General features: G+C 53.0%; 24 protein-coding genes. 6 read left to right on the top strand and 18 right to left on the bottom strand.

Features of this window, described 5'->3' with window-relative positions; genetic code table 11:
- Positions 1–18: 18 nt before the first annotated feature.
- The 3 genes from DPV68_RS06865 to DPV68_RS06855 all read right to left on the bottom strand — a co-directional run bounded on the left by DPV68_RS06865 (position 19) and on the right by DPV68_RS06855 (position 3,277).
- Entirely contained in the window at positions 19–765 is a 747-nt protein-coding gene (locus DPV68_RS06865) for an SDR family NAD(P)-dependent oxidoreductase (RefSeq protein WP_114166036.1), read from the bottom strand.
- On the bottom strand, positions 762–1,739 hold the full coding sequence (locus tag DPV68_RS06860; protein WP_114166035.1) for an MBL fold metallo-hydrolase: 978 nt from the start codon (positions 1,737–1,739) through the stop codon (positions 762–764). Before DPV68_RS06860 ends, DPV68_RS06865 begins: the two co-directional genes overlap by 4 nt.
- A gap of 101 nt (positions 1,740–1,840) precedes the next feature.
- On the bottom strand, positions 1,841–3,277 hold the full coding sequence (locus tag DPV68_RS06855; RefSeq protein WP_114166081.1) for an NADP-dependent glyceraldehyde-3-phosphate dehydrogenase: 1,437 nt from the start codon (positions 3,275–3,277) through the stop codon (positions 1,841–1,843).
- 227 nt (positions 3,278–3,504) lie between these two features.
- Here DPV68_RS06855 and DPV68_RS06850 point away from each other — a divergent pair, with 227 nt between their 5' ends.
- Positions 3,505–4,380: a chemotaxis protein CheV gene (locus tag DPV68_RS06850; protein WP_114166034.1), complete on the top strand. Its 876-nt coding sequence runs from the start codon at positions 3,505–3,507 to the stop codon at positions 4,378–4,380.
- A gap of 43 nt (positions 4,381–4,423) precedes the next feature.
- Here DPV68_RS06850 and DPV68_RS06845 read toward each other — a convergent pair whose 3' ends face one another.
- Positions 4,424–4,801 carry an Hpt domain-containing protein gene (locus DPV68_RS06845; protein WP_114166033.1) on the bottom strand — a complete coding sequence of 126 codons (378 nt, stop codon included), beginning with the start codon at positions 4,799–4,801 and terminating at the stop codon, positions 4,424–4,426.
- Positions 4,802–4,942: 141 nt separating this feature from the next.
- On the opposite strand from DPV68_RS06845, the gene DPV68_RS06840 reads away from it, so the two are divergent.
- The gene (locus DPV68_RS06840; protein WP_114166032.1) at positions 4,943–5,878 is read left to right on the top strand and encodes a magnesium transporter CorA family protein; all 936 of its coding nucleotides are present in this window, start codon (positions 4,943–4,945) and stop codon (positions 5,876–5,878) included.
- A gap of 39 nt (positions 5,879–5,917) precedes the next feature.
- Here DPV68_RS06840 and DPV68_RS06835 read toward each other — a convergent pair whose 3' ends face one another.
- Positions 5,918–7,036, bottom strand: coding sequence for a PP2C family protein-serine/threonine phosphatase (locus tag DPV68_RS06835; RefSeq protein WP_232819538.1), 1,119 nt, complete (start codon positions 7,034–7,036; stop codon positions 5,918–5,920).
- A gap of 155 nt (positions 7,037–7,191) precedes the next feature.
- Here DPV68_RS06835 and ytzI point away from each other — a divergent pair, with 155 nt between their 5' ends.
- The gene (gene ytzI / locus DPV68_RS06830) at positions 7,192–7,356 is read left to right on the top strand and encodes a YtzI protein (RefSeq protein WP_114166030.1); all 165 of its coding nucleotides are present in this window, start codon (positions 7,192–7,194) and stop codon (positions 7,354–7,356) included.
- A gap of 29 nt (positions 7,357–7,385) precedes the next feature.
- On the opposite strand, the gene DPV68_RS06825 is transcribed toward ytzI, so the two are convergent.
- A complete protein-coding gene (locus DPV68_RS06825; protein ID WP_114166029.1) occupies positions 7,386–9,512 on the bottom strand; it encodes a DNA topoisomerase III in 2,127 nt (708 codons plus the stop codon).
- A gap of 127 nt (positions 9,513–9,639) precedes the next feature.
- On the opposite strand from DPV68_RS06825, the gene DPV68_RS06820 reads away from it, so the two are divergent.
- Positions 9,640–10,509 (top strand): DMT family transporter, encoded by an 870-nt coding sequence (locus tag DPV68_RS06820; protein ID WP_114166028.1) that lies wholly within the window; start codon positions 9,640–9,642, stop codon positions 10,507–10,509.
- Here the strand turns inward: DPV68_RS06820 and DPV68_RS06815 are convergent.
- From DPV68_RS06815 to DPV68_RS06805, 3 genes are all read right to left on the bottom strand, one after another.
- Positions 10,504–11,886: an MATE family efflux transporter gene (locus DPV68_RS06815; RefSeq protein WP_114166027.1), complete on the bottom strand. Its 1,383-nt coding sequence runs from the start codon at positions 11,884–11,886 to the stop codon at positions 10,504–10,506. The two genes, DPV68_RS06820 and DPV68_RS06815, sit on opposite strands and share 6 nt — an antisense overlap.
- An 81-nt stretch (positions 11,887–11,967) precedes the next feature.
- Positions 11,968–13,221 (bottom strand): peptidase U32 family protein, encoded by a 1,254-nt coding sequence (locus tag DPV68_RS06810; protein WP_114166026.1) that lies wholly within the window; start codon positions 13,219–13,221, stop codon positions 11,968–11,970.
- Between the two features lie 9 nt (positions 13,222–13,230).
- Positions 13,231–14,130 carry a peptidase U32 family protein gene (locus tag DPV68_RS06805; RefSeq protein ID WP_232819537.1) on the bottom strand — a complete coding sequence of 300 codons (900 nt, stop codon included), beginning with the start codon at positions 14,128–14,130 and terminating at the stop codon, positions 13,231–13,233.
- A 153-nt stretch (positions 14,131–14,283) separates the two neighbouring features.
- On the opposite strand from DPV68_RS06805, the gene DPV68_RS06800 reads away from it, so the two are divergent.
- Complete coding sequence (locus tag DPV68_RS06800) at positions 14,284–15,078, top strand: SDR family NAD(P)-dependent oxidoreductase (RefSeq protein ID WP_232819536.1); 795 nt, start codon at positions 14,284–14,286, stop codon at positions 15,076–15,078.
- A gap of 66 nt (positions 15,079–15,144) precedes the next feature.
- Here the strand turns inward: DPV68_RS06800 and DPV68_RS06795 are convergent, their stop codons facing one another.
- Genes DPV68_RS06795 through rnz form a run of 7 tightly spaced genes read right to left on the bottom strand, consistent with a single transcriptional unit; the run spans position 15,145 to position 19,800 of the window.
- On the bottom strand, positions 15,145–15,465 hold the full coding sequence (locus DPV68_RS06795) for a hypothetical protein (RefSeq protein WP_114166023.1): 321 nt from the start codon (positions 15,463–15,465) through the stop codon (positions 15,145–15,147).
- 35 nt (positions 15,466–15,500) lie between these two features.
- Positions 15,501–16,046, bottom strand: a complete 546-nt coding sequence (locus DPV68_RS06790) for a hypothetical protein (RefSeq protein WP_114166022.1) — start codon at positions 16,044–16,046, stop codon at positions 15,501–15,503.
- Positions 16,019–16,981: an ATP-binding cassette domain-containing protein gene (locus DPV68_RS06785; RefSeq protein ID WP_114166021.1), complete on the bottom strand. Its 963-nt coding sequence runs from the start codon at positions 16,979–16,981 to the stop codon at positions 16,019–16,021. Before DPV68_RS06785 ends, DPV68_RS06790 begins: the two co-directional genes overlap by 28 nt.
- Positions 16,950–17,618 (bottom strand): hypothetical protein, encoded by a 669-nt coding sequence (locus DPV68_RS06780; protein ID WP_114166020.1) that lies wholly within the window; start codon positions 17,616–17,618, stop codon positions 16,950–16,952. The genes DPV68_RS06785 and DPV68_RS06780 overlap by 32 nt, the downstream gene beginning before the upstream one ends.
- Entirely contained in the window at positions 17,596–17,988 is a 393-nt protein-coding gene (locus DPV68_RS06775; protein ID WP_232819535.1) for a DUF4430 domain-containing protein, read from the bottom strand. The genes DPV68_RS06780 and DPV68_RS06775 overlap by 23 nt, the downstream gene beginning before the upstream one ends.
- A 14-nt stretch (positions 17,989–18,002) precedes the next feature.
- Positions 18,003–18,893 (bottom strand): hypothetical protein, encoded by an 891-nt coding sequence (locus DPV68_RS06770; RefSeq protein WP_114166018.1) that lies wholly within the window; start codon positions 18,891–18,893, stop codon positions 18,003–18,005.
- Between the two features lies 1 nt (position 18,894).
- Positions 18,895–19,800 carry a ribonuclease Z gene (gene rnz, locus DPV68_RS06765; RefSeq protein ID WP_114166017.1) on the bottom strand — a complete coding sequence of 302 codons (906 nt, stop codon included), beginning with the start codon at positions 19,798–19,800 and terminating at the stop codon, positions 18,895–18,897.
- A gap of 75 nt (positions 19,801–19,875) precedes the next feature.
- Between rnz and DPV68_RS14970 the strand changes: the two genes are divergently transcribed.
- Positions 19,876–20,049 carry a hypothetical protein gene (locus DPV68_RS14970; RefSeq protein ID WP_167491781.1) on the top strand — a complete coding sequence of 58 codons (174 nt, stop codon included), beginning with the start codon at positions 19,876–19,878 and terminating at the stop codon, positions 20,047–20,049.
- 44 nt (positions 20,050–20,093) lie between these two features.
- Here DPV68_RS14970 and DPV68_RS06760 read toward each other — a convergent pair whose 3' ends face one another.
- Together DPV68_RS06760 and DPV68_RS06755 are read right to left on the bottom strand one after the other, a co-directional pair.
- Positions 20,094–21,224 carry a M20/M25/M40 family metallo-hydrolase gene (locus DPV68_RS06760; RefSeq protein WP_114166016.1) on the bottom strand — a complete coding sequence of 377 codons (1,131 nt, stop codon included), beginning with the start codon at positions 21,222–21,224 and terminating at the stop codon, positions 20,094–20,096.
- 179 nt (positions 21,225–21,403) lie between these two features.
- Positions 21,404–22,393: an aromatic acid exporter family protein gene (locus DPV68_RS06755; RefSeq protein WP_114166015.1), complete on the bottom strand. Its 990-nt coding sequence runs from the start codon at positions 22,391–22,393 to the stop codon at positions 21,404–21,406.
- Positions 22,394–22,417 lie beyond the last annotated feature (24 nt).

Genomic DNA, 22,417 nt, shown 5'->3' with positions numbered 1-22,417 from the left:
TTCCCCCTTTTCTCTCTTTTACTTTTTGTCAAATCCCCGTTTTGCGAGCCGTTCGAACACGACCGGGCACATTGCGTACAGTTTCGCGCCAAGTTCCATCCACCACGGGGCGTTCACTTCACGTTTCGATGATCCACATGCCGCGACGACACGATTCGCGAGACGTTCCGGGTCGAGCATAATCGACTTCACGCTCGCTTCGTAACGTCCACTCTTGTCGGCCCGGAGAAAAAATGGGGTCGCGATCGGACCCGGATTGACCGTCAACACATGAATCCCTTCCGGCTTCAGTTCCAACCGTAGCGCGTTTGAGAATTGAAGCAACGCTGCCTTTGAACCGGCATAGACGGCCGACTTCGGCGTCGGGACTTTCGCCGCTTGCGAGCAGACGTTGATGATCGTGCTACCGTGGCGCATCGACCGGGAACAGTCACGCGCCAGTAGCATCGGGGCGATCGCGTTCAAGCGCATCGTCTCCTCGATGACGTCGGTCGATTGATCGACGACCCGGTCGAACTCACCAATCCCGGCATTGTTCACCCAGACGTCGATTGCTCCATATGTACGTTCGACGTTTGCCACGAGCGTCTCATACTCGGTACAGACGTCGGCGACGAGCCAATCGGCCGAGAGCTTCTGTCCGAGTTCACGCAACCGCTCTTCGTTCCGTGCAATCAATGTTAATCGGGCACCCGCCTCATAAAAAGAATGCGCCAGCGCGGCCCCAAAGCCACTTGACGCACCTGTAATCACAACGTGTTTCATTTTACGATTTCCTCCGCTCTCGTATAAATCCATTTACCGTCTGTCAACTGTTTGACGATACGGCCACGTTCCTCTAGCAACGTCAAGCGGGCGAACACTTCGCTGAAGACGAGCGGCATCGCTCGACGCATCTTGCGACCATAGAGACGCATCGACCAATCGAACACGCTCAACCCGTCGACCCAATCGGCGAGCAGCAACTCGCTCCGTTCATAACGCTGGGCGATACGCGCCTCAATCAACGGTCGCGGTTTTTGAATCGGTTCCCCGTGCCCGCTCACGACGAGCTTCAAATCGACGTCTTGAAGTTTTCGGAGCGAATCGAGATACAGGACGACCGGTGAGGCAAACCCTTCCTCTTCGTACGGTTGTTCAATGAGCGGGTTCGGTTCGACCGTATCGATCAGATGGTCGCCCGCAATTAACACTCCACCCGGGCCGAGGAGACCGAGCTGGTCACTCGCATGGCCAGGCAGATGAATCGTCTTCCATGCCCCGTCACTCGTCACGTCCTGACCGTCCTCGAACGTCATCGTGACGGTCGTCGGACCGATCCAACGCAGCGCTTCCCGGTAGTCGGGCAATTTGCTCACAATCGACTCGGGTGTCCCGAACCAGTGTGCCAACTCGTGTAAGAACTGATTGCCTCGTTTGATGAAGTTCGGCGTCTGTTCCAAGTACCGAACGAGCTTCTCATGACCATAGACGGGAATCGAGGCGTCACGCAAACGCCATGCCTGCCCCGCATGGTCGGCATGATGATGCGTCAAAAACAAAAAGTCAATGTCCGCGAGTGTCAGTTCGAGCTCGGCCAATTGTGCCGTCAACGAGGCCCACGCCTCTTCCGTGTCCGGCCCGCAATCGACCATGAAAAAACGGTTCATATGTTCGACGACATAGACGTTCACGTTTCCGACCTCGAACGGCGTCGGTATATCGAGTCTTGCCAGTTGGCTTGAAATCCAGTTCGCCACGTCCCCACAACCCCTTCCACCTATCTTCACTCATTATACCTGTCGAGCAGAACGGATTTCAATCACACAAAAAAAGGAGAGGATGTCTCCTCTCCCATCACTTATAAGTTGATGACGGTAACTTTATCGCGTGTCATCGTCTCAAGGCTGCGTCCAATCCCTTGAACGCCGAGGCCTGACTGCTTCACACCGATGAACGGGAAGTGGTCAGGGCCACGTTCTGTGCGACCGTTCACTTGGACGGTACCGACTTCGAGCTTGTCGGCGACCGTGAAGGCGTTGTTCACGTTTTGTGTGAAGACGCTCGCCTGAAGGCCGAACTCTGATTCGTTCGTGAGTTCAATCATCTCGTCGAGCGACTTGACGCGGATGACCGGCAAGACCGGTCCGAACGGCTCTTCCCAAGCGACGCGCATCTCACGCGTGACATGGTCGAGGAGCGTTGGATGAAGGAGGTTGCCGTCGCGTTCGTTTCCGTGAACGACCGTTGCTTGTTTGTTGATTGCGTCGTCAATCAAGCCTTGGACGTAATCTGCTGACTTCTTGTCGATGAGTGGGACGATAAAGCTGTTATCGACCGGTGAGCCGACCGTGAGCTTCTCGACACGTTCTTTCAACATACCGACGAGTTCGTCCGCTTGGTGCTCGAGTACGAATACGCGCTTAATCGCCGTACAGCGTTGTCCCGAGTAGGAGAACGCCCCATTAACGATTTGATCAGCCGCGAGCGTGAGGTCCGCGTCTTCAAGGACGAGCGCCGGGTCCTTGCCGCCAAGTTCAAGCACGACAGGTACCATCGATGCTTGTTGTGACAAGTGTTGACCTGTCCCAGTACCGCCTGTGAACGTGATCATGTCGATGCCAGGGTGTGACGTCAAGTAGTCACCGATGACCGACCCGCGCCCTGTGACGAGGTTCAAAAGACCGCTCGGAAGACCTGCGTCTTGGAGCGCCTCGATCATTTTCACGCCGCTGATGGCGCCCTGTGTCGCCGGTTTGAAGACGACCGCGTTACCCGTGATAAGTGCCGGTGCGATTTTGGCTGCTGCCAAGTTGACCGGATAGTTGAACGGCGAAATCGCGAGGACGACGCCGAGTGCTTCTTTCTTGATGATCGCCATCTTGTTTTTCGAACCGCCAGGGAATGAATCCCCTTGCATGAAGCCGCCCGTGAAGCGAAGACCTTCTTCCGCCGTATAGCGGATGATTTCCGCCGTCCGGATGACTTCTTTTTTCGCGTCGCTCAAGTTTTTCCCGACTTCACGCATGATGATTTGACCGATTTCATCGACGCGCTCTTCGAGTTTGTCCGCCCAAGCATACAACAGTTCGGCACGCTTGTTGACCGGAAGCGCCGCCCATTCCTGTTGTGCGCGTTTTGCGCCATGAATCGCCTCGTCGACTTCGTCACGAGACATCGCCTGGACGTGTCCGACGACTTCTTCTGTATAAGGTGAAACGAGTTCGATGGTTTCGTTCGTTGTTGATTCCTGCCATTGTCCATTGATTAAATATGGATACGTGTTCATACTCATAATCTCTATCTGCCTCCTGAGTAAGCTTTGATCTCTCGTTGCCACCCCCATTGTATGCAAAAATAAATCGGTAGAACAACTATAAAGATTCAGTTTATGTAATGAAAACGGTTACTCGTCAATTTTTTGTTAATTCCGCCTCGACTTTGTCAATTTCGACTGAAGATGTTCATTAAATGGACCGATAGAAGGGGAGAGAGTACGTGAACTAGGAGGGATCACCAGTGAGCATGGATCATAATATTTTACTTGAGGCAGGCACGAACGAATTAGAAATCGTCATCTTCCAGGCAGGGCCGTTCATTTTCGGAATCAACGTCATGAAAGTACGTGAAATCATCACGATGCTTCCCCTCACCCCGCTACCGGGTACCCCGGAAGCGATCATGGGGCTCATCGAGCTCCGCGGCGAGGTCATGACCGTCATCGATTTACCGATGGTCATCGGCCATCCGCATGAAGCCAGCGAGGGAGACCGATTAATCGTCTGTGAGTTCAACGGTGAGAAATCGGTGCTCCGCGTCGATCAAGTAACCGAGATCAAACGAATTTCATGGGAACAAATTGACACGCCATCCGATTTAGCGCGCGGCATGCAAGGTATCACGAACGGAGTCGTCAAAACGGGAGACCAGATGATTATCCTCCTCGACTACGAGCGAATCGCGCTCGAACTTTCAAGGAAGGATATCATGGCCCGCAAGTCGGTCAAACGGCTCGGCGCCCGTGAACGGTCGAACAAACAAGTGTGGATTGCGGAAGACTCGGAGATGTTACGAACACTCATCATCGACACGCTCGACGATGCCGGCTACTTCAACACGACAATCTTTAACAACGGGAAAGAGGCGCTCGATGCGTTCGAACAAAGTGGTGTCCATTGCGACTTGCTCATCACTGATATCGAGATGCCGCAAATGGACGGCTTGCATTTGACGAAACGACTCCGTGAGATGGACCAGTTCGCCGAATTGCCGATCGTTATCTTCTCGTCGCTCATCTCGGATGATTTGAAGCATAAAGGTGACGCGGTCGGGGCGAACGCCCAAATTACGAAACCAGAGATTGGCATGTTGATTGCCACACTCGACGAATTTTTAGCTTGATTTGAAAAACGGGATTCCGCTATATGGCGGAATCCCGTTTTTCCTATGACAACTCGGTCAAGTGCGCGTCCCATTCATGATTAAAGCGACGCATGTCGGCTTCAATCTCATCGAGAATCGGTTCGAGATTCGAAGTCTCGTTCATCTCTCCAGCTAGTTCAAGCCGATGAAACCGAGCGGCCGTCTCGTCGAGTCCGACAGAATAGGATGCCCCTTTCAACAAGTGGGCTAGTTGTTCGATTTGTCCGTGGTTTTGTTCGCGCACCATGCGTTTCAATTCAGGGAATTTCGCATCGAATTGGCGCACGTACGTATCGGCAATCTTTCTCAGAAAATCTTTATTCCCGCTAGCGATTTGATGGAGCTCCGCCAACTTTTCTTTGTTAAACAGAGCATTTTGGGGCGTTTGTGACAACTCCATCCCTCCTTTGACTCATTCCTGCTACCATTCTTTTTCACTGTAGCATGTTTTCGAGAAAAAACAAAAAAACTCCTTCTTTTCCGATTGCACTCTCTCAATCGCCTACCTATAATTAGGTTGAGCTTAGGTAGGAGGAACATTATGCTAACGATTTACCGTACCGATGCATCTGGGCGTGTTGACGAAATCGACGACTTTGACAAAGGGAGCTGGATTCAACTCGTCAATCCGACAAAAGACGAGGCCGATCAAGTCATCGCCGCCTCCGGCATTCCTGAAGACTTCGTCTACGACCCGCTTGATATTGAAGAAAAACCACGTTTTGAAAAAGATGATGAGGGGCTCCTCATGATCATCGACGTCCCGTACGTCGAAGAAGATGACACGGGACGTGCCTATAACACGATTCCCCTCGGTATTATCGTCACCGGGCGACATTTCATCACCGTCTGTTCGCGTGATCTCGACGTGCTCAACTTGTTCGCCAACGGAAAAGCCCGGCTGTTCCGGACGAACTACCGGAGCCGGTTCGTCTTCCAGATTTTGCACCGAGTCAGCATGACGTACTTGCGTTTCCTTCGCCAAATCGACCGGCGCATGGACGAGCTCGAGCAAGAGTTGCAACGCTCGATGCGAAATCAGGAAATCTTTCAATTGATGAACTTACAGAAGTCGCTCGTCTATTTCATGACCTCACTTAAAGCGAACGACAGCGTCCTCGACCGCATCGTCAAGACACCGAGCCTCGAAAAGCACGAGGAAGACGAGGAGTTGCTCGAAGATGTGTTCGTCGAGCACCGCCAGGCGATGGAGATGGCGTCGATTTATAACGACATCATCAGCATCAAAATGGATGCCTTCGGTTCAATCATCTCGAACAACGTCAACTTCGTCATGAAGTTCTTGGCCTCAATCACGATCGTACTCAGCATCCCGACGATGATTTCCGGGATATTCGGGATGAACGTCCAAGTTCCTTGGGAAGGCCAATCAATCGGATTCGTCATTGCGCTCGCGATGATGATCGGTTTCTCAAGCCTCGCCTTTTATATTTTATGGCGCAGACGTTATTTCTAAACAAAAGATGGTGTAGCCTATTGCGGCGACACCATCTTTTTACATCAATTTGACCGTGACGAGACATAAGTCGTCATCAATCTCGATTTTTGGAACGAGTTGCTCGGCGACATGACGTGCGTAGTCAAGTCCGTATGACGCGACGTCCTTCTCGAGCCAACGAATACCGTCGTCGATGTCTTTGCTGTAACATTCCATCAGTCCATCCGTATACATATGCATCGTCATACCCGGCTCGATGTCAATCACGTTTGACTCATAGTTCGGCTCCTCGAACATACCGACCGGCACTCCGGTCGTCTCGAGGCGCGTGACGCCTGTATCAGACGTCACGATGACCGGCGGATGTCCGGCGTTGACGTACTCGATTTGACGCTTCGTCGTATCGATATAGCAGTATACGGCCGTGAAGTAGCTCTGCATGTCCTCTCCCGAGAACAAGAACGTCATCTGGCGGTTCAACTCGCTCATCACATCGACCGGATATTGGACGTTGCCGACGAGGCCCGGTAAAATCGAACGAATGCCCATCGTAATCAACGCCGACGACACGCCATGCCCCATCACATCAAAGATGATGACGCCGTAGCGATCAGGTGCGACTTGGAACCAGGCATACATGTCACCGGCCAGTTTTTTAGACGGCAAATACAAGGCCCGGACGTCAATCTCATCGTTACTGATTGGTGGGGTCAAGGCACTCTGTTGAATCTTTTGCGCGAGATCGAGGTCATATTGAAGACGTGCCTCATATTTCTTCCGTTCATCCACGGCTGCTTTATAGCGAAGCGCCGAACGGATCCGCGCGAGCAGTTCCGTGATTTTAATCGGTTTCGTCGTATAATCGGACGCCTCAGCGTCAAGTCCTTCCGCAATCTGCTTTTCTTCGGTGCGGCCCGAGACCATGATCACGGGCAATTCCTCGTAACCGGTCATCTGTCGAATCCGTTTGCATGTCTCAATCCCAGAAATCCCTGGCATCTCGACATCAAGCAGGACAAGGTCGTATAGCGACGGGGCTTGCGGATCCATCAGGAGCGCGAGCGCATCTTCACCACTTGAGACCGAAATCGTCTCATAATCATGTTGATGCAATAATTGTTCGAGAACCATCGTATTGACCGGTTCGTCGTCCACAATCAAAATCGCCATAGTCATCCCTACTTTCTCTGTCAGTGTTCTTCTGCATATTATTGTATCATATCTAATCGCCTCATTAGGTATTTCAATGCTGTGACAGTTCGAAGTACCCGAAAGATGGAGAATCTCTTTCGTTTTTGGCATACTAGAAGTACGAAAGCGAGGAATGGCCCATGGGATGGATTTTTGCAGTGAGCGGTTTGATTATCTTGCTCGTCTTGATTGCCTCGATCGTCGTCATTCAAAAAGGATACGCCTACAAGGACAACAAAGACGACATCGTGCTCGATTACGAGGAGATTAACCGCCGCATCACTGAAGAAGAACAGAAAAAATAAGAGTCATCCACGACGGATGGCTTTTATTTTTATATAAATTCGAACCGTAGCGCCCCTTTCTCAAGATAGAGTTTGGCATCAAACGTCTTGTCCCCTTTTTTGAACGTATGCACGTTCGACTGGCCGCCGTTGATCATCTGTTTCAGCTCATCCTTGGCAATCCCGACGCCGAGCACTTGTTTCGACATCGTGAACTTGCACCCTTCGCGATAACCGCTGCAGCCGATAAACTTCGGATGCTCGACGAGCCCTTTGCCGCAGCTCGGACAGACGCCGAACGACGCTTTTGGCCGTGCCGCAGATTTTTTCCCGAAACGTCTTGCTTCGATCGTGTAGCCTTCCGGGTTCGCCGACTCGACACGCGCTTTCGCCTCTTCGACGAGATGAATCGACATCTTTTTCGCCTGTTCGATAAACTCGGCGGCGGATGCCGATGCCTGTCCAATCTCATGGAGCCGCTTCTCCCACTTCGCTGTCATGGCCGGCGAGGCGAGGATGCTATCCCCGAGCACATCGATCAAGAGACGGCCCTTGTCGGTCGGGACGAGTTCTTTCTTTTGCAGGTCGACATAACCCCGCTTCTTCAATCCATCGATAATGTTGGCCCGCGTCGCCTCGGTGCCGAGCCCTTCCACTTCTTTCATGATGTGAATCAGTTCCTCATCATCAAGCTGCTTGCCGGCGACTTTCATCGCCATGATGAGCGCGCCTTCCGTATACCGTTTCGGCGGCTCCGTCTGTTTCGATAACACTTCGACTTTCTTTTCGGTCAATGGCTCACCGACCGTAAGTGCCGGAAGCTCGACGTCTTTGGACTTCATCTCGACGACTTGCCGGTAACCGGCACTGACGACGACCGTCCCTTTCGCCCGGTATAGGTCGCCCCCGTCCATGAGGTCGACCGTCGTTTTCTCAAGCTTCGCCGGAGGGGCAAATGCCGCGAGAAAGCGACGGTTAATCAAATCGTAAAGCTTCGCCTCGTCCCCGCTAAGTCGGGCCACATCGCCACACGCCTCGGTCGGGATGATCGCATAGTGGTCACTGACCTTTTTCGCATTCACGTAGCGACTGTTACGGGACGGATTCTCGGTCAACACGTCCTGTAGTTCGGCATAGGCCGCGGACTTTAACAGGCGCGCTTTCGTCTGCGGGAACAGTGTCGCCTCATCTGGAGTGACGAAACTCGAGTCGGTCCGCGGATAACTGATCCATCCTTTTGTATACAGCTTTTGGGCGATGTCGAGCGTCTTCTTTGCCCCGAAACCGAATCGCTTACCAGCCTCGGCCTGAAGACCCGATAAGCTGAACCAGAACGGCGGGTGTTCCGTTTTGTCTTCCTTGTCAATCGAACGGACGATGGCAGTCCCGGACGCCCGATTGACGACCGCATCGGCTTGTTCCCGCGTCTTCAGTTTCGACGTCTTGCCGAGCGTGTATTTCGCTTTGAACGTACCCCGCCCTTTTTGGAGCGTCGCTTCGACCTCGAAATACGGTTCCGGGACGAACTGTTTGATCTCGCGCTCACGGTTGACGATCAAGGCGAGCGTCGGTGTCTGGACGCGGCCGAGCGAGAACACGTCCTCGATGCCAATCGTCTTCAACAACGTCGTATACGCCCTTGAGGCGTTCATGCCGACGAGCCAGTCGGCACAAGCACGACTCATCGCCTCATGATAATAAGGGACGGTCTGGTCGCCGGGCAGCAGTTCGGCGAAACCACGGTCGACCGCCTGTTCGGTCAAACTTGAGATCCAAAGGCGTGACAGCGGTTTTTTATTGCCGGCGAGTCGTAATATGAGCCGGACGATGGCCTCCCCTTCTCGCTCGGCATCAGACGCGATGATGATATCGGTGATGGCCCGGTCGTGCAACCATTTTTTGATGGTCTGGAACGGTTTCGACTTGCCTTTCGAGATGCGATAGTCGAATCGGTCTGGCACAATCGGGAGTGACTCATATTTCCACGACTTCCATTCCGGCTTATAATGGGACGGTTCTTGAAGCTCACATAAATGACCGACCGCCCAGACGACGATGGCGCCTTCCGGGAAACGGGCACAAGAGGCGATCTCAATCTCGTCTTTTTTCTTTTTTGATGGATACGGCGCAGCCAGTTTTTGGGCCTGCGACGGTTTCTCCGCGATGATTAGTCTCATAGGATCCCTACTTTCACAGTCATCCGAAATATCTCGTCGGAACGACACTTTCGAGAAAGAATGTATTTTCTTAATCTATTCTATAATATCATTAGAAGAGTATGTACAACATAAAGGGGGATATCGATTGTCTTATCTCATTTTATTCGCCGCTGTATTTTTCTTGTCGACGAGCGTATTATTCGTCAAATGGACGTCCGCGCCGGCCGAAACGGCCGCATTTTACCGAATGCTGATCACGTGTCTGATGTTGTTGCCATTTGTCGACTTCAAGTCACTTCTCGGGACACGTCTCATGACGAGATATGCCTTGTTGCTCAGCGGGACGTTGCTGGCGTTCCACTTTTGGCTCTGGTTTTTATCACTCGATTATACGACCGTCGCCAGCTCGACGCTATTCGTTACCTCGAGCCCGATTTTTGTCTTAATCGGGAACGCCTTGATTTTTAAAAAGAATCCGACCCGGAAAGGTTTGGTCTTCGCGCTCATCGCTGTCCTCGGGGGCATGCTTGTCGCGGCAGGCGACATTCAACTCGGACGTGAAGCGCTGTTCGGGGACATGCTCGCTTTAATCGCCGCCCTTCTTATCGCCGGCTATTGGCTCGTCGGCCAACACGTCCGGACCGAGATGAACACGAATACTTACTCGTTCAGCGTCTATCTCGTCGCAGCGGTCGTCCTCTGCTTCATGCTTCTCGTCCGGGGGACAACGTTCACTGCGTTCGAATCGGTCAACTGGTGGTATTTCCTCGCCCTCGCCTTCTTCCCGACGATTTTAGGACATAACTTGTTCAACTACGCGCTCGCCCGGGTCAGTGCGACCGTCGTCAGCATCACCATTCTTGGCGAGGCACTGTGGGGCATGCTGTTCGGGTTCGTCTTCTTTGATGAACGCCTCGGCGTCATGCAGTGGATCGGCGCGGCCGTCCTGCTCGGCGGAATTTACTTATTCTTAAAAGAAGACGCCCGCTCCACAAGAACGGACGTCACTTCATAAATTGGTCGCTTTCGCTTCGATTTCATCTTCCGACGGGCGGAATAAGAGTTTGCGATCCCACACCGCCATCCCGACCGCTGTCAGGAACGTCATCGCATCGGCGATCGGGAATGCGAGCCACACCCCGAACACACCGAAGAAGTTCGGCAGGATGAACACCAGCGGAATCGTATAGAGCGTCTGGCGCGACAGCGACAAGAACATCGCAACACGGGCCTTCCCGAGCGATTGGTAGATACCATTGACAAGCATTTGGACGCTCGGGAGAAACGAGACGGCGAACAACACATGAATCGCCGTCACGCCGCCGGCAATCAAATTCGCGTCGGTCGTAAACATGCGCATGAGCTGTTCGGGAATCAATTGGAGCGTCAACCAAATGATGACGGCGATGGCGATGCCGGCCCGCATCGCCGTCCAAATCGTCTCGCGCATCCGATCGAATTGTTTGGCCCCGAAATTGTAGCCGACGATCGGCTGCATGCCTTGGACGATGCCCATGATCGGCATCCCGACGAGCGCCATGAATTTATTGATGATCGCAAAGATGGCAAGTTCCTCGGTGCCGCCATATGTCCCAAGCATGACGTTGACCGCGACGAATAAAATCGACTGCGATACCATCATGATGAACGAAGACGAACCGATTGCCATAATCTCCTTCAATTCGCCGAACCGTAATCGAAACTTCCGCCATTGGAAGTCGAGCTCGGTTCGGCGATTTTTTGCGAAGAAGAAACGGAGCATGAGGACAGACCCGACGACTTGAGCGAGCGCCGTCGACCAAGCCGCCCCATATATGCCCCAGTCGAACGCGAAGATGAATAGCGGTGTCGTTACCAAGTTGACGACGACGGTCGTGAGCATCACTTTCATCTGATACGGCGCCTGTCCCTCAGCCCGAACCATCGCGCTCGCCGCAAGTGTGAACATGAAGAACGGCGAACTAATCAGCACGACGGATAAGTATTGACGGCTCAGTTCCATGATGGCCGACGTCGCCCCGAACACTGTCAAGATGTCATCTAGCATGAAAAAGGCGGAACTGACCGCGAAGGCCGCGAACACCCCGACGAGGACGAGCACGTTCAAGAACGTGACGGCGGCCCCAGCATCGTCCCCTTTGCCGAGTTTCCGTGAACTGATGGACGCGCCGCCTAGTCCGACCGCGCTCGAGACGGCCATGAGAATCATTTGAATCGGGAAAGCGATCCCGATGGCGGCCACGGCGGTAGCCCCGATGCCGCGGGCGACGAAAATCGTATCGATGATATTGTAGAGCGCCGTCACCAGCATGCCGATCATCGCCGGCAACGACAGCTTGAACAGCAGGCGTCCGATTGGATCGGTCCGGAGCTGCTCCGTATTTTGATTCATGCTTCCATCCCCTTTGTCGTCTATGTTAATAGGGTAGCAAGATTGGATGGAACGGTCGACTATGTTGCCTTGTCGGATGTGTCAGACCGGGCTCGGGACCGGCGTACTCACGACGCCGGCTTTTCGCTTGCGCATGATAAAATCGGTCGCGACCGGTTGCTCGACTTTGACGCGCACCGTCATCATCGCCTGGTTCGCCGTCTCGAGTCTTTCTCCCGATTCATCGTACAACTCATCGATTCGCTGCGAGAAACGGACGAAGCCGGGACCGAAGAACTCGACTTCTTCCCCGTGTCGGAAATGGTTCCGCTGCTCGAGTGTCGCCATCTGTGTCGACGGCTCATATGAGATGACGCGTGCCGCGAACGCATATTGCGGGATCGCGCGCGGCTTGCCGAACAATTGCTCATTCTCGGTCGGGACACCGTAATAGAATCCGGTCGCGAGCTCTCGCTGCGCCGCTTTCCAAATCTCTTCTTCCCATGCCGGATTGAACTCGAACCCTTCAGGATCAGCACAGTAGGCATCGATGACTTGACGATAGACGTTACAGACGGTCGCTACATAATGAATCGATTTCATCCGTCCCTCAATTTTTAAGCTGTCAACGCCCGCGTCGACCAAATCCGGGATGTGACGGACCATCGCCAAATCGACCGAGCTCATCGAGAACGGTTCCTCGTCGCGTGCTGCCATCTCGTCTGTCAACAGCTCATCCGCCTCGAAGAAACCATATTTCCAACGGCACGACTGGGCACAGCCGCCACGGTTTGCATCGCGCAGCGCCATGTGGTTTGATAACGTGCAACGGCCCGAATAGGAGATGCACATCGCCCCATGCACGAACGTCTCGATTTCGACATCGACTTGCCGTTTCATCTCTTTGATTTCTTCCATCGACACTTCACGCGCAAGGACGATGCGCTCCAACCCTTCCTCTTGCCAAAAACGGAGCGTCTCATAGTTCGTCGCCGATGCTTGCGTCGACAAGTGGACCGGAAGTCCCGGTGCATCTGTGAGACATACCTCGATCATGGCCGGATCGGAGACGATGACGGCATCGATGCCGATGTCACGAAGTTTGCAAAAGAACGCTCCCGCACCCTCGATATCCCCTTCATGCGTTACCATATTCGCCGCGACATACACTTTTGCCCCACGTTCATGAGCGAACGCGACGCCTTCGGCCATCTCGTCGTACCCGAAGTTGCCGGCCCGGGAGCGGAGCCCGAACTGTTGCCCTCCGATGAAGACCGCATCGGCCCCGTATAAAATCGCCATCTTCAATTTTTCTAAATTCCCGGCTGGTGCTAATAGTTCTGGACGTTTTTTCATCTCAATCCCTCACTTGATCTCTTCTGGATTACGTAACAACAATCCGGTTCCGAGCCGGAATTGTTCAGGTTGGAGTTCGGCGAGGCGCCGCTCCATGACGTGGCGGTCGAACCGCCCGTTTAATAAATCTGACCGGGCTTTATCGAACAGGCGGACGATGTCAACGAACGCATCTCCCGCATGCCAGCCTTCGAGTTTCCACGTGTGCAGTCCGCCCTTCAAGAGCGCGGGAAGTTGACCCATGAGCGTCAAATCTTCTGAGAAGACGTGCGTGCCGTTGTCGTCTTGATAGACCGGATAGCGGCTGTCCGCATCCGATGGTTCGCTCACATAGTACTCGCGTTCTTCTGCTAACGTGTTCGACCGGCCGATCTCGTTAAAGTAGTTCGTCAAGAGCGGACGCTTCGAATGATGGATGCACGTCGGGCCATACACTTGCACCTCGACCGGCAACCCGATCTGTTGTTGGATTATCTCAAGTTCGGTCAGCGTCACTTCACGCGCCACGACCGCGCCAATCGCGTCACGTTTACCCCAAAACTGAATGTGGCGCGCCGACGTGACGAGCGTTTGAGCATCATACCAATAGGGGATATTGGCATTACGGATCATGCGGATGGCGCCCGGGTCGCCGGCCGTCACACTGTCGACCCCAATTGTTTTGAGTTCCTTCAGATACTCAGGGAGCGACTTGATTTGCTCGTTATGCATCAAATTGTTGACGGCGACCGTCACTTCTTTGCCGTACCGGTGGGCGATGGCTGTGACTTCTCGCACAGCCGGGAATGACCAGTCACCTTTGTGGCGTAACCCGTATGTTGAATCTCCGATATAGATGCGGTCGGAGCCCGCCATGATTAGCGCCTCTGCTTGCTCGACGCTTTGTGCCGTAGTCACTAGTTGAATCATCATTTGCTTTCTTCTCCTCACTTTGTGAGCCTAATCACATATTCTTGCTATACTCTAGCACACGTTTTGATGTGGTGGCCGTGCAGGAATTTAACAACTCGTGAAGAAATCAGTAACAATGTATGACTTTTTACATCGAAGGAGTGAACGATTTTGACAAAAACCGCATTAATTACTGGAGCCTCGACCGGGATTGGCCTCGACCTTGCCGTTTTGGCGGCCCGGGACGGATTTGACTGTATCCTCGTGTCTCGCAACGAGCCCCGTTTGCACGAATTGAAAAAAGTACTCGAGAAGCGGTACCGCGTCGATGTGCACGTGTTTGCCCTCGACTTGTCTGAACATCAGGCCGCAAAACGGTTAACGACTGCAATCGCTGATGCCGGACTGACGGTCGACTTTTTAATCAACAATGCCGGTTTTGGGACGGCCGGTGAGTTCATCGCCCTTGACGCCGAAACCGAGGCCGAAGAGGTCCGCTTGAACGTCAATGCCCTGACTGAACTGACGAAAGCCTACTTACCCGGCATGGTCGAGCGAAATCATGGCTTTGTCTTGAACGTTGCCTCGGTCGCCGCTTTCCAGCCTGGCCCATATATGGCGGTCTACTACGCGACAAAAGCGTACGTGTTGTCGCTCACCGAGGCGCTTCATGCCGAAGTGAAAGGAACTGGCGTGAACGTGAGCGTCCTGTGTCCCGGGCCGACCGATACCGGTTTCTTCAATAGGGCCGGCAGTGAGATGATGGTGTCGAAAATGCCGTCCCACCTCGTCGCGTTCTTCGGATACAAAGGTGTCATGAACAACAAGCGCGTCATCGTTCCCGGCGTTTCGAACCAATTGCTCGTCGCCGCTTCCAAACTCATGCCGCGGGCGGTCAGCCTCGAAATTTTGCGCCGGTTCCAAAAACCATCGGATGCTGAATCGGAACACGTCTCGACAGTTTGACCCATGTACGCACGTAAAAAAGGAGGAGGCCCCCCGTGGGACTTCCTCCTGCTTTGTGTGGTTTGATTAAGACCGTGCCAAGTGAATCATGTGCCGGATAAGTGATATACCCGGAATACACACCATCAGAGCCGTCGTCACGACGACCGACCAGGCCAATACGCTCTCGAGCGTGACCGCTCGTTCGGCCAGCCCGTCAAGGACGCGTTCCCCTTGGACGGATAGGACGATCATAAGTGCAGGCCATACACTCGCGCCGAGAATGCTCAGCATCCCGTAGCGCGTTCGTATGAGACGACGGGACATCAACAATAAGTTGAGTCCCATAAACAACAGCCCGATGAAAAGGAACAAACCTATTTCAACTAGATTGACGTATCCGCTCATGCACGCGTCACCTCACTCGGTGTGATACTTACTAGTTATCCGTCTTGTCGTACAAATATGCGGACGAACAGATCGTGCAATAAGACGAGAAAGACGGCATTCCCGATGCCATGGGCTGTATCGAACGGCAAACTGAGGACGAGCAATTTGACGAAATCGACCCCAATCACTTCGGCGAAGGACAGGTTGGCCGTCCAACCGAACAAATAACCGGCCCCGAGACCGATGACGGCTAGGAACCACCGGGAGCGAAGGAGCAATGGCTTTAAGAACGAAACGACGGCGACGATGAAAAGCCACCCTAAAAATTGAAAGAGGACGAACGGGCCGATCCCGAGCAACAGCCCCGATAAAATCGGGACGAACAGAGCCAGCATCGCCGCACTCGTGAATCCAAAATAAAGGGCCGTCAGCATGAGCAGCGCCGTCGATGGTTGTACGTTCGGGATGGACACGAACAACCAGCGCCCGATGACCGCGAGGGCGAGAATTTGTGTCAAGACGGCAATCGGGATGTCAACCCGTTCGAACCTCGACATGACCCCCGCCGCAATCAAGAGGATGATGACATATGTGACCATAGTGCACTCCGTTTCATATACTCACTGCGATCGCCATCAAAGACGAGCATCCCGTTCGACAGACAGATGATCCGGTCCGCCAAATTGATCAGTTGCTCCTCATGTGTGGCGCACATGATGTGTGCCGTCTCGGCCTTCTCGCTTAGCGCCCGCTCAAAATCGCGCCGTTCCAGCTCCGTCAGCCCGACGGTCGGCTCATCGAGCAATAGAAGCGAGACTTCGGAAGCGAACGCGGCTTGGAGTTGGTCGACCCGACGCTTCGGAGAATGGGGATACGGCCCATATTCCAGTTCGGCCGGCACATACACCGGCCGCTCCGCCCATTTGATTTTCCCGTATAGCGGACGCAAACTTTTGACGATGAGCTCGAGCAACGTTGACTTCCCGCTGCCGTTCGTGCCGATACAGACGGTCAAACCTGGCCCTCTCGCTTCATAAGACACATGCTCGACCGCGTAGGACGGTTGCAACGGATGCCGATACGACACATCGATCACATCGAGGCGCGGTGACGCAATCGTCTTGGCGACGATGAACCGATCAGCGACGCCACGTTCCTTTGCTCGATCCGTGTAAGCGATTCGAACACCAAAATTTGTCAATCTTCGAAGTAGCATCGATAAGTGCTCACTCCGAAACCGATCAAGGTGTCGAAACGGTTCAATCAAGACGAGCGCCCCTGTCGACTTGCTGAGCGCATGGGCGATCCGGACGAGTTGCCGTTCCCCGCTCGAACATTCATCGAACCGTTTATGGAACAGATGATCAATTTGGAGAAGGGCAGCCAATTCCGCTCCACGCAAGGCGTCATCCGCTGAAACGAGGGAAGCGACCTTACCGGCGAGCGGCGTATCGAGGTGGACGACCCTGGCCCGTTCTGTCCGAACCCAATCATCTATCATTTCATGTCCGTCTTCCAAGGATAACCAACGCATCGCGCACCCCTCCTTTCGTCAAATATGGATACAGCAACCAAACGACCGGAGTCCCTAAAGAAGCGGCCGCCGCGAAGCCGAGCAAGACAAGGCATTGGACCGTGTCATGCCGTTCAAAGCGCCGCATTCGATTCGTCACATACACCGGTTCAAGGCGTTGGCTGTCAATCCCGACAACGATCGCCTCTTGCCACTCGCGCCTCGGATGGCTCGCAATCGATAGTCGCACTGCTCGCTCCATCGACGGCACGAGCGCCCAGCCCCCATAGAGCAGCCGTGTCGAACGCGGCCATTTGTTCATGAATGGAAGTAACCGTTCGAGTCGCATGAATCGGTTCACCCAGATCATGCCGAACAAGAACGTCGATAACGGAATCAATTGATTCGTGACACCCGCGAGAGAAACGTTCCAGCCGAAGACGATTGGAGCCAATGAAATCAACATGAACGCAGCCAACACACCGAGCATCGTCAGTGGAAATCGTCGCTCAATCAATAACAAACCGAACAGACCGAGGATGAACCAAACCGAGTCATTCACATAGGTCAGGATATACAGATGGACCATGAAGAAGAAAAGGAGCGTGACCGGATGTCTACGCTCCCAATCCGCCTCATTCGAAGAAAGAAATCGCATCTTCTTCAAATCGCCATTGAATGATATCGGTCGATTCGACTTTTTTGGCCCCGGCGCCTTCATCGCCCGGACTTCCGTTAAAGGCGTACACCCAACCCGACGATTGACCGGCCGACTTTTCTTGGATGCCGTCAATTGCGGTCACGTAAGTCATCTCCCCGCTGCCGACCGAATCGATGTCGAGTTCGGTCGCTTCAAGGGCATCGAGCACTGTCGCCCCGTCCTCTAAACAGACGCTCTTCTCATGGAACAACGTCTCTTCAGTGGACGCATTGTAAACAGAAATCGTCGGTTTGACGTCACAGGCCGCATTTTCAGTCGTTGGTTCTTCTCCGCCGCATGCGGTCAACAACGGGACGAGTAAACTCATCATAAGCAGTTTTTTCATTGGTCGGTCAAATCCTCTCGTTGATGGATAGAATAATTGTAAAGAATCGTATATTTTTCACCAGTCGATCGGCCTTCCTGGCTGAGCCCCGACAATTGGATACTGTTCGCGAGCACGGGTTCTCGTTGCAACCAGAACTTGACGAGCCTGCGGTCACGATTGATCATGAGCATCGACTCGTTCTCGAACGTGTACATGTCGTACAGTCCGTCAAACGAGAACTGGAGAAGCGGTGCATCGACTTGGTCAGCGAATTCAGTCCAGGGCGTGTCACGCACGGCATCGAGCATATGCTCAAAGTCGACGAGCTTCTCAAAAAATGCGCTTCCCGAATCTAGATTCAACTCATCGACTTGACGATACGTCAGCTCACCGGACTCATCATAATTGATCCGAATCTGTTGAATCGAGTTCGAGCGCTCGACCATGAGCAAATATTCGAGCGAACGAAGGTCCCCGTCCTCGGTGAATACCATCTTGCTTCGGTCGAGTTTAATCGAGTCACTATTGATGCGACGTAAGATATTGTCCGTCATCCGGTCAAACGTCTCGTCTTGAATCGATACTGCCCCGATTTGTTGCGACTCGGACCGAAACTCGGATTGATCAAACAGCGGGACGAATAATAGCACGATGAAGAAAAAGAAACCGATGAGTGCGCCGTACCATTTATAGCGGCTGTTACGTTTCGGAAAAAATAAGAATGACATGAGAAAACCGATCGGGATATGGAACCCGCCAATCGGAAACGACACAATCCCGAGCAAAGAGAAAAATAAAAATTTAAACAAAAAATTCGGTTCGGGTTCTTTCAGTTGATTCAAGCGTAAACCTAGTAACGTACTGATGACAAAAAAACAAAGCCATACATATAGTTGTACTGTCACGTCAATCCCCCACTGTAAACTCGAAGAAGTCACTGGCTACATGGCTATCTAGAAACACGGTGCGCACTTCATCCACAAACGCCTCGTCTCGGCCTTGATAACGGGCCGAGATATGCGTGACAATCAAACGACCGACTTGCGCCGTTTTTGCGAGCGTCGCCGCCTCGACCGTCGTCGAGTGACCGTATTGACGGGCGAGCTTCGCCTCCGCTTGCATGAACGTCGCTTCATGGACGAGCACGTCGACCCCCTCAGCGAGAACAATGGCGTTTGGACAAGGGACCGTATCGCCGAGAATCGCCACGACCGGTCCTGGAACCGCGTCTGTGACATATTCTTTAGAGGCGTAGGTTTTCCCTTCAAACTCGAACGTGTCAGATTGCTTGATCGTCCGGTAAATCGGTCCGCTCGGAATACCGAGCGCCTTCACTTTATCGACTAGCAATGCGCCCGGTCGTTCCGGCGCTTCAATGCGGAATCCGTACGACGGGAAGCGATGGTCGAGTCGTTTGACCGTGACGAGGTGACCGTCCTGTTCAAACGTATCGCCGTCCTCATATTCGACAATCGACAAGTCATAACCTAGATACGACCCGGTCACTTTCATCGTCAACTCGAGCCACTTCTTGATACCTTTCGGTCCGTAAAGCGTGAGCGGACTCGATCCTTCGAGTGCTGAACGCGTCGACAAGAAACCAGGCAGACCGAACACGTGGTCACCGTGGAGGTGGGTCACCCAAACGGCTGAGACTTTGCGCGGTTTGACCTTCGTGTGGAGCATTTGGTGCTGAGTCGCTTCCCCGCAATCGATGAGCCATGTCTGTTTCGAAAGCGTGAGCGCCAGACCGGAAACGTTCCGCTGTTTCGAGGGCATGCCAGATCCAGTTCCTAAAAATTGTAACTTCATAAATAATATAGTCCTTTCTTCTAGCCCATTCCATGCTATACTGTAGGCAATCGTTGATAAAGGATGTGATCCGTGATGAATAAAGTTGAACATTCCGACTCGATCTATGAACTGATCCGGGAACGGGCGACTTCAATGAATCGCAAACACCAACAAGAACTAGGCACCTCAATCCATATTCACGACATAGCGATGGAACTTCATTGTTCAGACGAACTCGTCTTGGAATCATTGGAATTCGCCGCATAATCACTCCAACACATAGGAAGAGCCGACATCACGTCGGCTCTTTTTCATTTCGTTTTCAGTGTCGCGACGTGCTCGACAATTTGAACGACATATTCAACCAACTTGTATAGCTCGACGAGCGGCATCCGCTCGTTCGTCGTATGAATCTCTTCATAACCGACAGCGAGGTTAACGGTCGGAATCCCGCCTCCAGCGATGACGTTCGCATCTGACCCTCCACCTGAATGTAAGATTCGTGTCGGGCGTCCGATCGCCGCTGCCGCCGCTTTCGCGACTTCGACGACTTCGTCGCCTTCTTCGAACTTGAAGCCCGGGTACATGATGTCGATGTCGACTTCGGCTCGGCCACCGTGTGCCGCAGCCGCCTCGACGTAAGCTTGTTTCATCGACTCGGCTTGGGCTTCCATCTTCTCGTGGATGAGCGACCGCGCTTCGGCGAGCACCTCGACGTAATCACAGACGATGTTCGTGGCACGACCGCCTTCGAATCGTCCGATGTTCGCTGTCGTCTCGTCATCGATTCGTCCGAGCTGCATCTTCGCGATCGCTTTCGCCGCGATTTGAATCGCTGAGACCCCTTTCTCAGGCGCGACACCGGCATGCGCCGTCTTACCGTAGATTCTAGCGTTTACTTTTGCTTGTGTCGGGGCAGCGACGATGATGTCGCCGACCGGGCCGTCCGAGTCGAGCGCAAAACCGAACTTCGCGTCGATTTTCGAGAGGTCGAGTACTTTCGCCCCGACGAGACCTGACTCTTCGCCGACCGTAATAACGAATTGGATTTGACCGTGCGGAATCGCTTGTTCCGTCAAAACACGGACCAGCTCAATCATCGCCGTCAAACCAGTTTTATCATCAGCGCCGAGGATGGTCGTCCCATCCGTCACGACGTAGCCATCTTGAATACTCGTCTTGATTGCTTTACCTGGTGTGACCGTGTCCATATGCGCCGTGAAATAAATCGGGTCGACGCCTTGTTTCGTCGCAGGTAGCGTGATGATGAGGTTGTTACCTGAATGAGCCGTTTTCGTTGATGCGTCGTCCTCGTAGACGTCACATCCGAGCTCTGTGAAGACCGTCTTTAAATGCTCACAGATGACTGCCTCTTCTTTCGTCTCCGAATCGATGCCGACCAACTGTAAAAATGTGTCAAGCACTCGTTTCTCGTTTACCATGAAAACATCCCTCCATCCAAACATTTCTAGGTTATTATAACAAACTCGTGCCGTTTGCACGAACCTTTTCCATTCTGTACAATGAGGACAAACACATTTGGAGGAACGTCATGAGTAATAAACAGAAAAAGCGTCAACGCATCATTCAAATCGGTGTCGTCGTCATCGTATCCATCTTTTTATTGAGCACGTTTTTGTCGGGGATGGCCATGTTCCTGTAACAACAGAATATAACGCTCTTTCAAAATCAAGTAGCTCTTCACATCAGACAAGATATTGAGCAGCGATGAACGTACCTCAAATTCCTCACGCGACGTGGGGAGGGGTACGTTTTTTCGATAGTGCTCGATCGTCTCCTCGAGCTCCCGCAAGTACGTCGAAGCGTCGGCCTGCTGGTTGACGTTGTCGCCGACGAGCCGAAGGAACGTCGCGACCGGTTTAGCCTCATTGACGACGAGCGTGATTTCTCGAGAGTTCTCGGCGATCCGTTTCAAGATGTCGTATTGGCGCTCCCGCATCCGAAAGTACAAATAATCCATGTCCTCGTTCCGCTTGCCGATCGAATTCCCCATCCGACGGAGCGCAAGGTCTTTCCCTTGCTTCAAGTAATCCCGTGTCTTCAAGAGCATCATCGAATGGTCGTTATAGACGCCCGTCTCGACACAAGCGGCCACATCATAAAAATGGACGGCGAGCGCCCGGTCAATATTGTCCTTGATGCGTTCGATTTCTTTATCGAGCGTCGGCATATACATGTTGACGACGAGTCCGACCCCGACCCCGATGGCGATCAATAGCAGCTCGTTCACGAACAAATCGAGCGAGAACTGTCCTTCCGTATAAAGATGGGTCAGGATGACGACACTCGTGATCATGCCATCTTGCAGTTTGAGCTGTTGAACGAGCGGGATGAACATGACAAAATAAAGTGTGAGCGTCGCTGGCGAATAGCCGAGCAGGGTGAACATCAAAGCACCCATGCCGATGGCGATCAGGCTTGCCATGACCCGTTCATAGGAGGCCCGAAACGACTTTTTCCGCGTCTCCTGAATACTGAGGATGGCGATGATGGCTGCGAAGACGTAATAGTCGAGATGGATCGTTTCCGAGATGAGCATGGCAATCCCGGCGGCTGCAGCCGTCTTGAGCGTACGTGATCCGATTTTCATATTTTCTCCTCCTCTCTCACAAAA

Origin of the sequence: Exiguobacterium sp. TNDT2, from assembly GCF_003331145.1 — a bacterium.
Lineage (GTDB): Bacteria > Bacillota > Bacilli > Exiguobacteriales > Exiguobacteriaceae > Exiguobacterium.
The sequence above is the reverse complement of the archived record's forward strand: the minus strand, read 5'-3'. Positions and strand labels throughout refer to the sequence as shown.

Bases quoted from the DNA above. Each gene is read 5' to 3' on its own strand.
- DPV68_RS06850 (WP_114166034.1), top strand. From the start codon at position 3,505: ATGGATCATAATATTTTACTTGAGGCAGGCACGAACGAATTAGAAATC.
- DPV68_RS06785 (WP_114166021.1), bottom strand. From the start codon at position 16,981: ATGCGTTGGTTATCCTTGGAAGACGGACATGAAATGATAGATGATTGG.
- DPV68_RS06835 (WP_232819538.1), bottom strand. From the start codon at position 7,036: ATGACTATGGCGATTTTGATTGTGGACGACGAACCGGTCAATACGATG.
- DPV68_RS14970 (WP_167491781.1), top strand. From the start codon at position 19,876: ATGAATAAAGTTGAACATTCCGACTCGATCTATGAACTGATCCGGGAA.
- DPV68_RS06775 (WP_232819535.1), bottom strand. From the start codon at position 17,988: ATGAGTTTACTCGTCCCGTTGTTGACCGCATGCGGCGGAGAAGAACCA.
- DPV68_RS06760 (WP_114166016.1), bottom strand. From the start codon at position 21,224: ATGGTAAACGAGAAACGAGTGCTTGACACATTTTTACAGTTGGTCGGC.
- DPV68_RS06780 (WP_114166020.1), bottom strand. From the start codon at position 17,618: ATGCGATTTCTTTCTTCGAATGAGGCGGATTGGGAGCGTAGACATCCG.
- DPV68_RS06845 (WP_114166033.1), bottom strand. From the start codon at position 4,801: ATGGAGTTGTCACAAACGCCCCAAAATGCTCTGTTTAACAAAGAAAAG.
- DPV68_RS06755 (WP_114166015.1), bottom strand. From the start codon at position 22,393: ATGAAAATCGGATCACGTACGCTCAAGACGGCTGCAGCCGCCGGGATT.
- DPV68_RS06805 (WP_232819537.1), bottom strand. From the start codon at position 14,130: ATGATTCAACTAGTGACTACGGCACAAAGCGTCGAGCAAGCAGAGGCG.
- ytzI (WP_114166030.1), top strand. From the start codon at position 7,192: ATGGGATGGATTTTTGCAGTGAGCGGTTTGATTATCTTGCTCGTCTTG.
- DPV68_RS06825 (WP_114166029.1), bottom strand. From the start codon at position 9,512: ATGAGACTAATCATCGCGGAGAAACCGTCGCAGGCCCAAAAACTGGCT.
- DPV68_RS06865 (WP_114166036.1), bottom strand. From the start codon at position 765: ATGAAACACGTTGTGATTACAGGTGCGTCAAGTGGCTTTGGGGCCGCG.
- rnz (WP_114166017.1), bottom strand. From the start codon at position 19,800: ATGAAGTTACAATTTTTAGGAACTGGATCTGGCATGCCCTCGAAACAG.
- DPV68_RS06840 (WP_114166032.1), top strand. From the start codon at position 4,943: ATGCTAACGATTTACCGTACCGATGCATCTGGGCGTGTTGACGAAATC.
- DPV68_RS06815 (WP_114166027.1), bottom strand. From the start codon at position 11,886: ATGAATCAAAATACGGAGCAGCTCCGGACCGATCCAATCGGACGCCTG.
- DPV68_RS06795 (WP_114166023.1), bottom strand. From the start codon at position 15,465: ATGAGCGGATACGTCAATCTAGTTGAAATAGGTTTGTTCCTTTTCATC.
- DPV68_RS06810 (WP_114166026.1), bottom strand. From the start codon at position 13,221: ATGAAAAAACGTCCAGAACTATTAGCACCAGCCGGGAATTTAGAAAAA.
- DPV68_RS06790 (WP_114166022.1), bottom strand. From the start codon at position 16,046: ATGGTCACATATGTCATCATCCTCTTGATTGCGGCGGGGGTCATGTCG.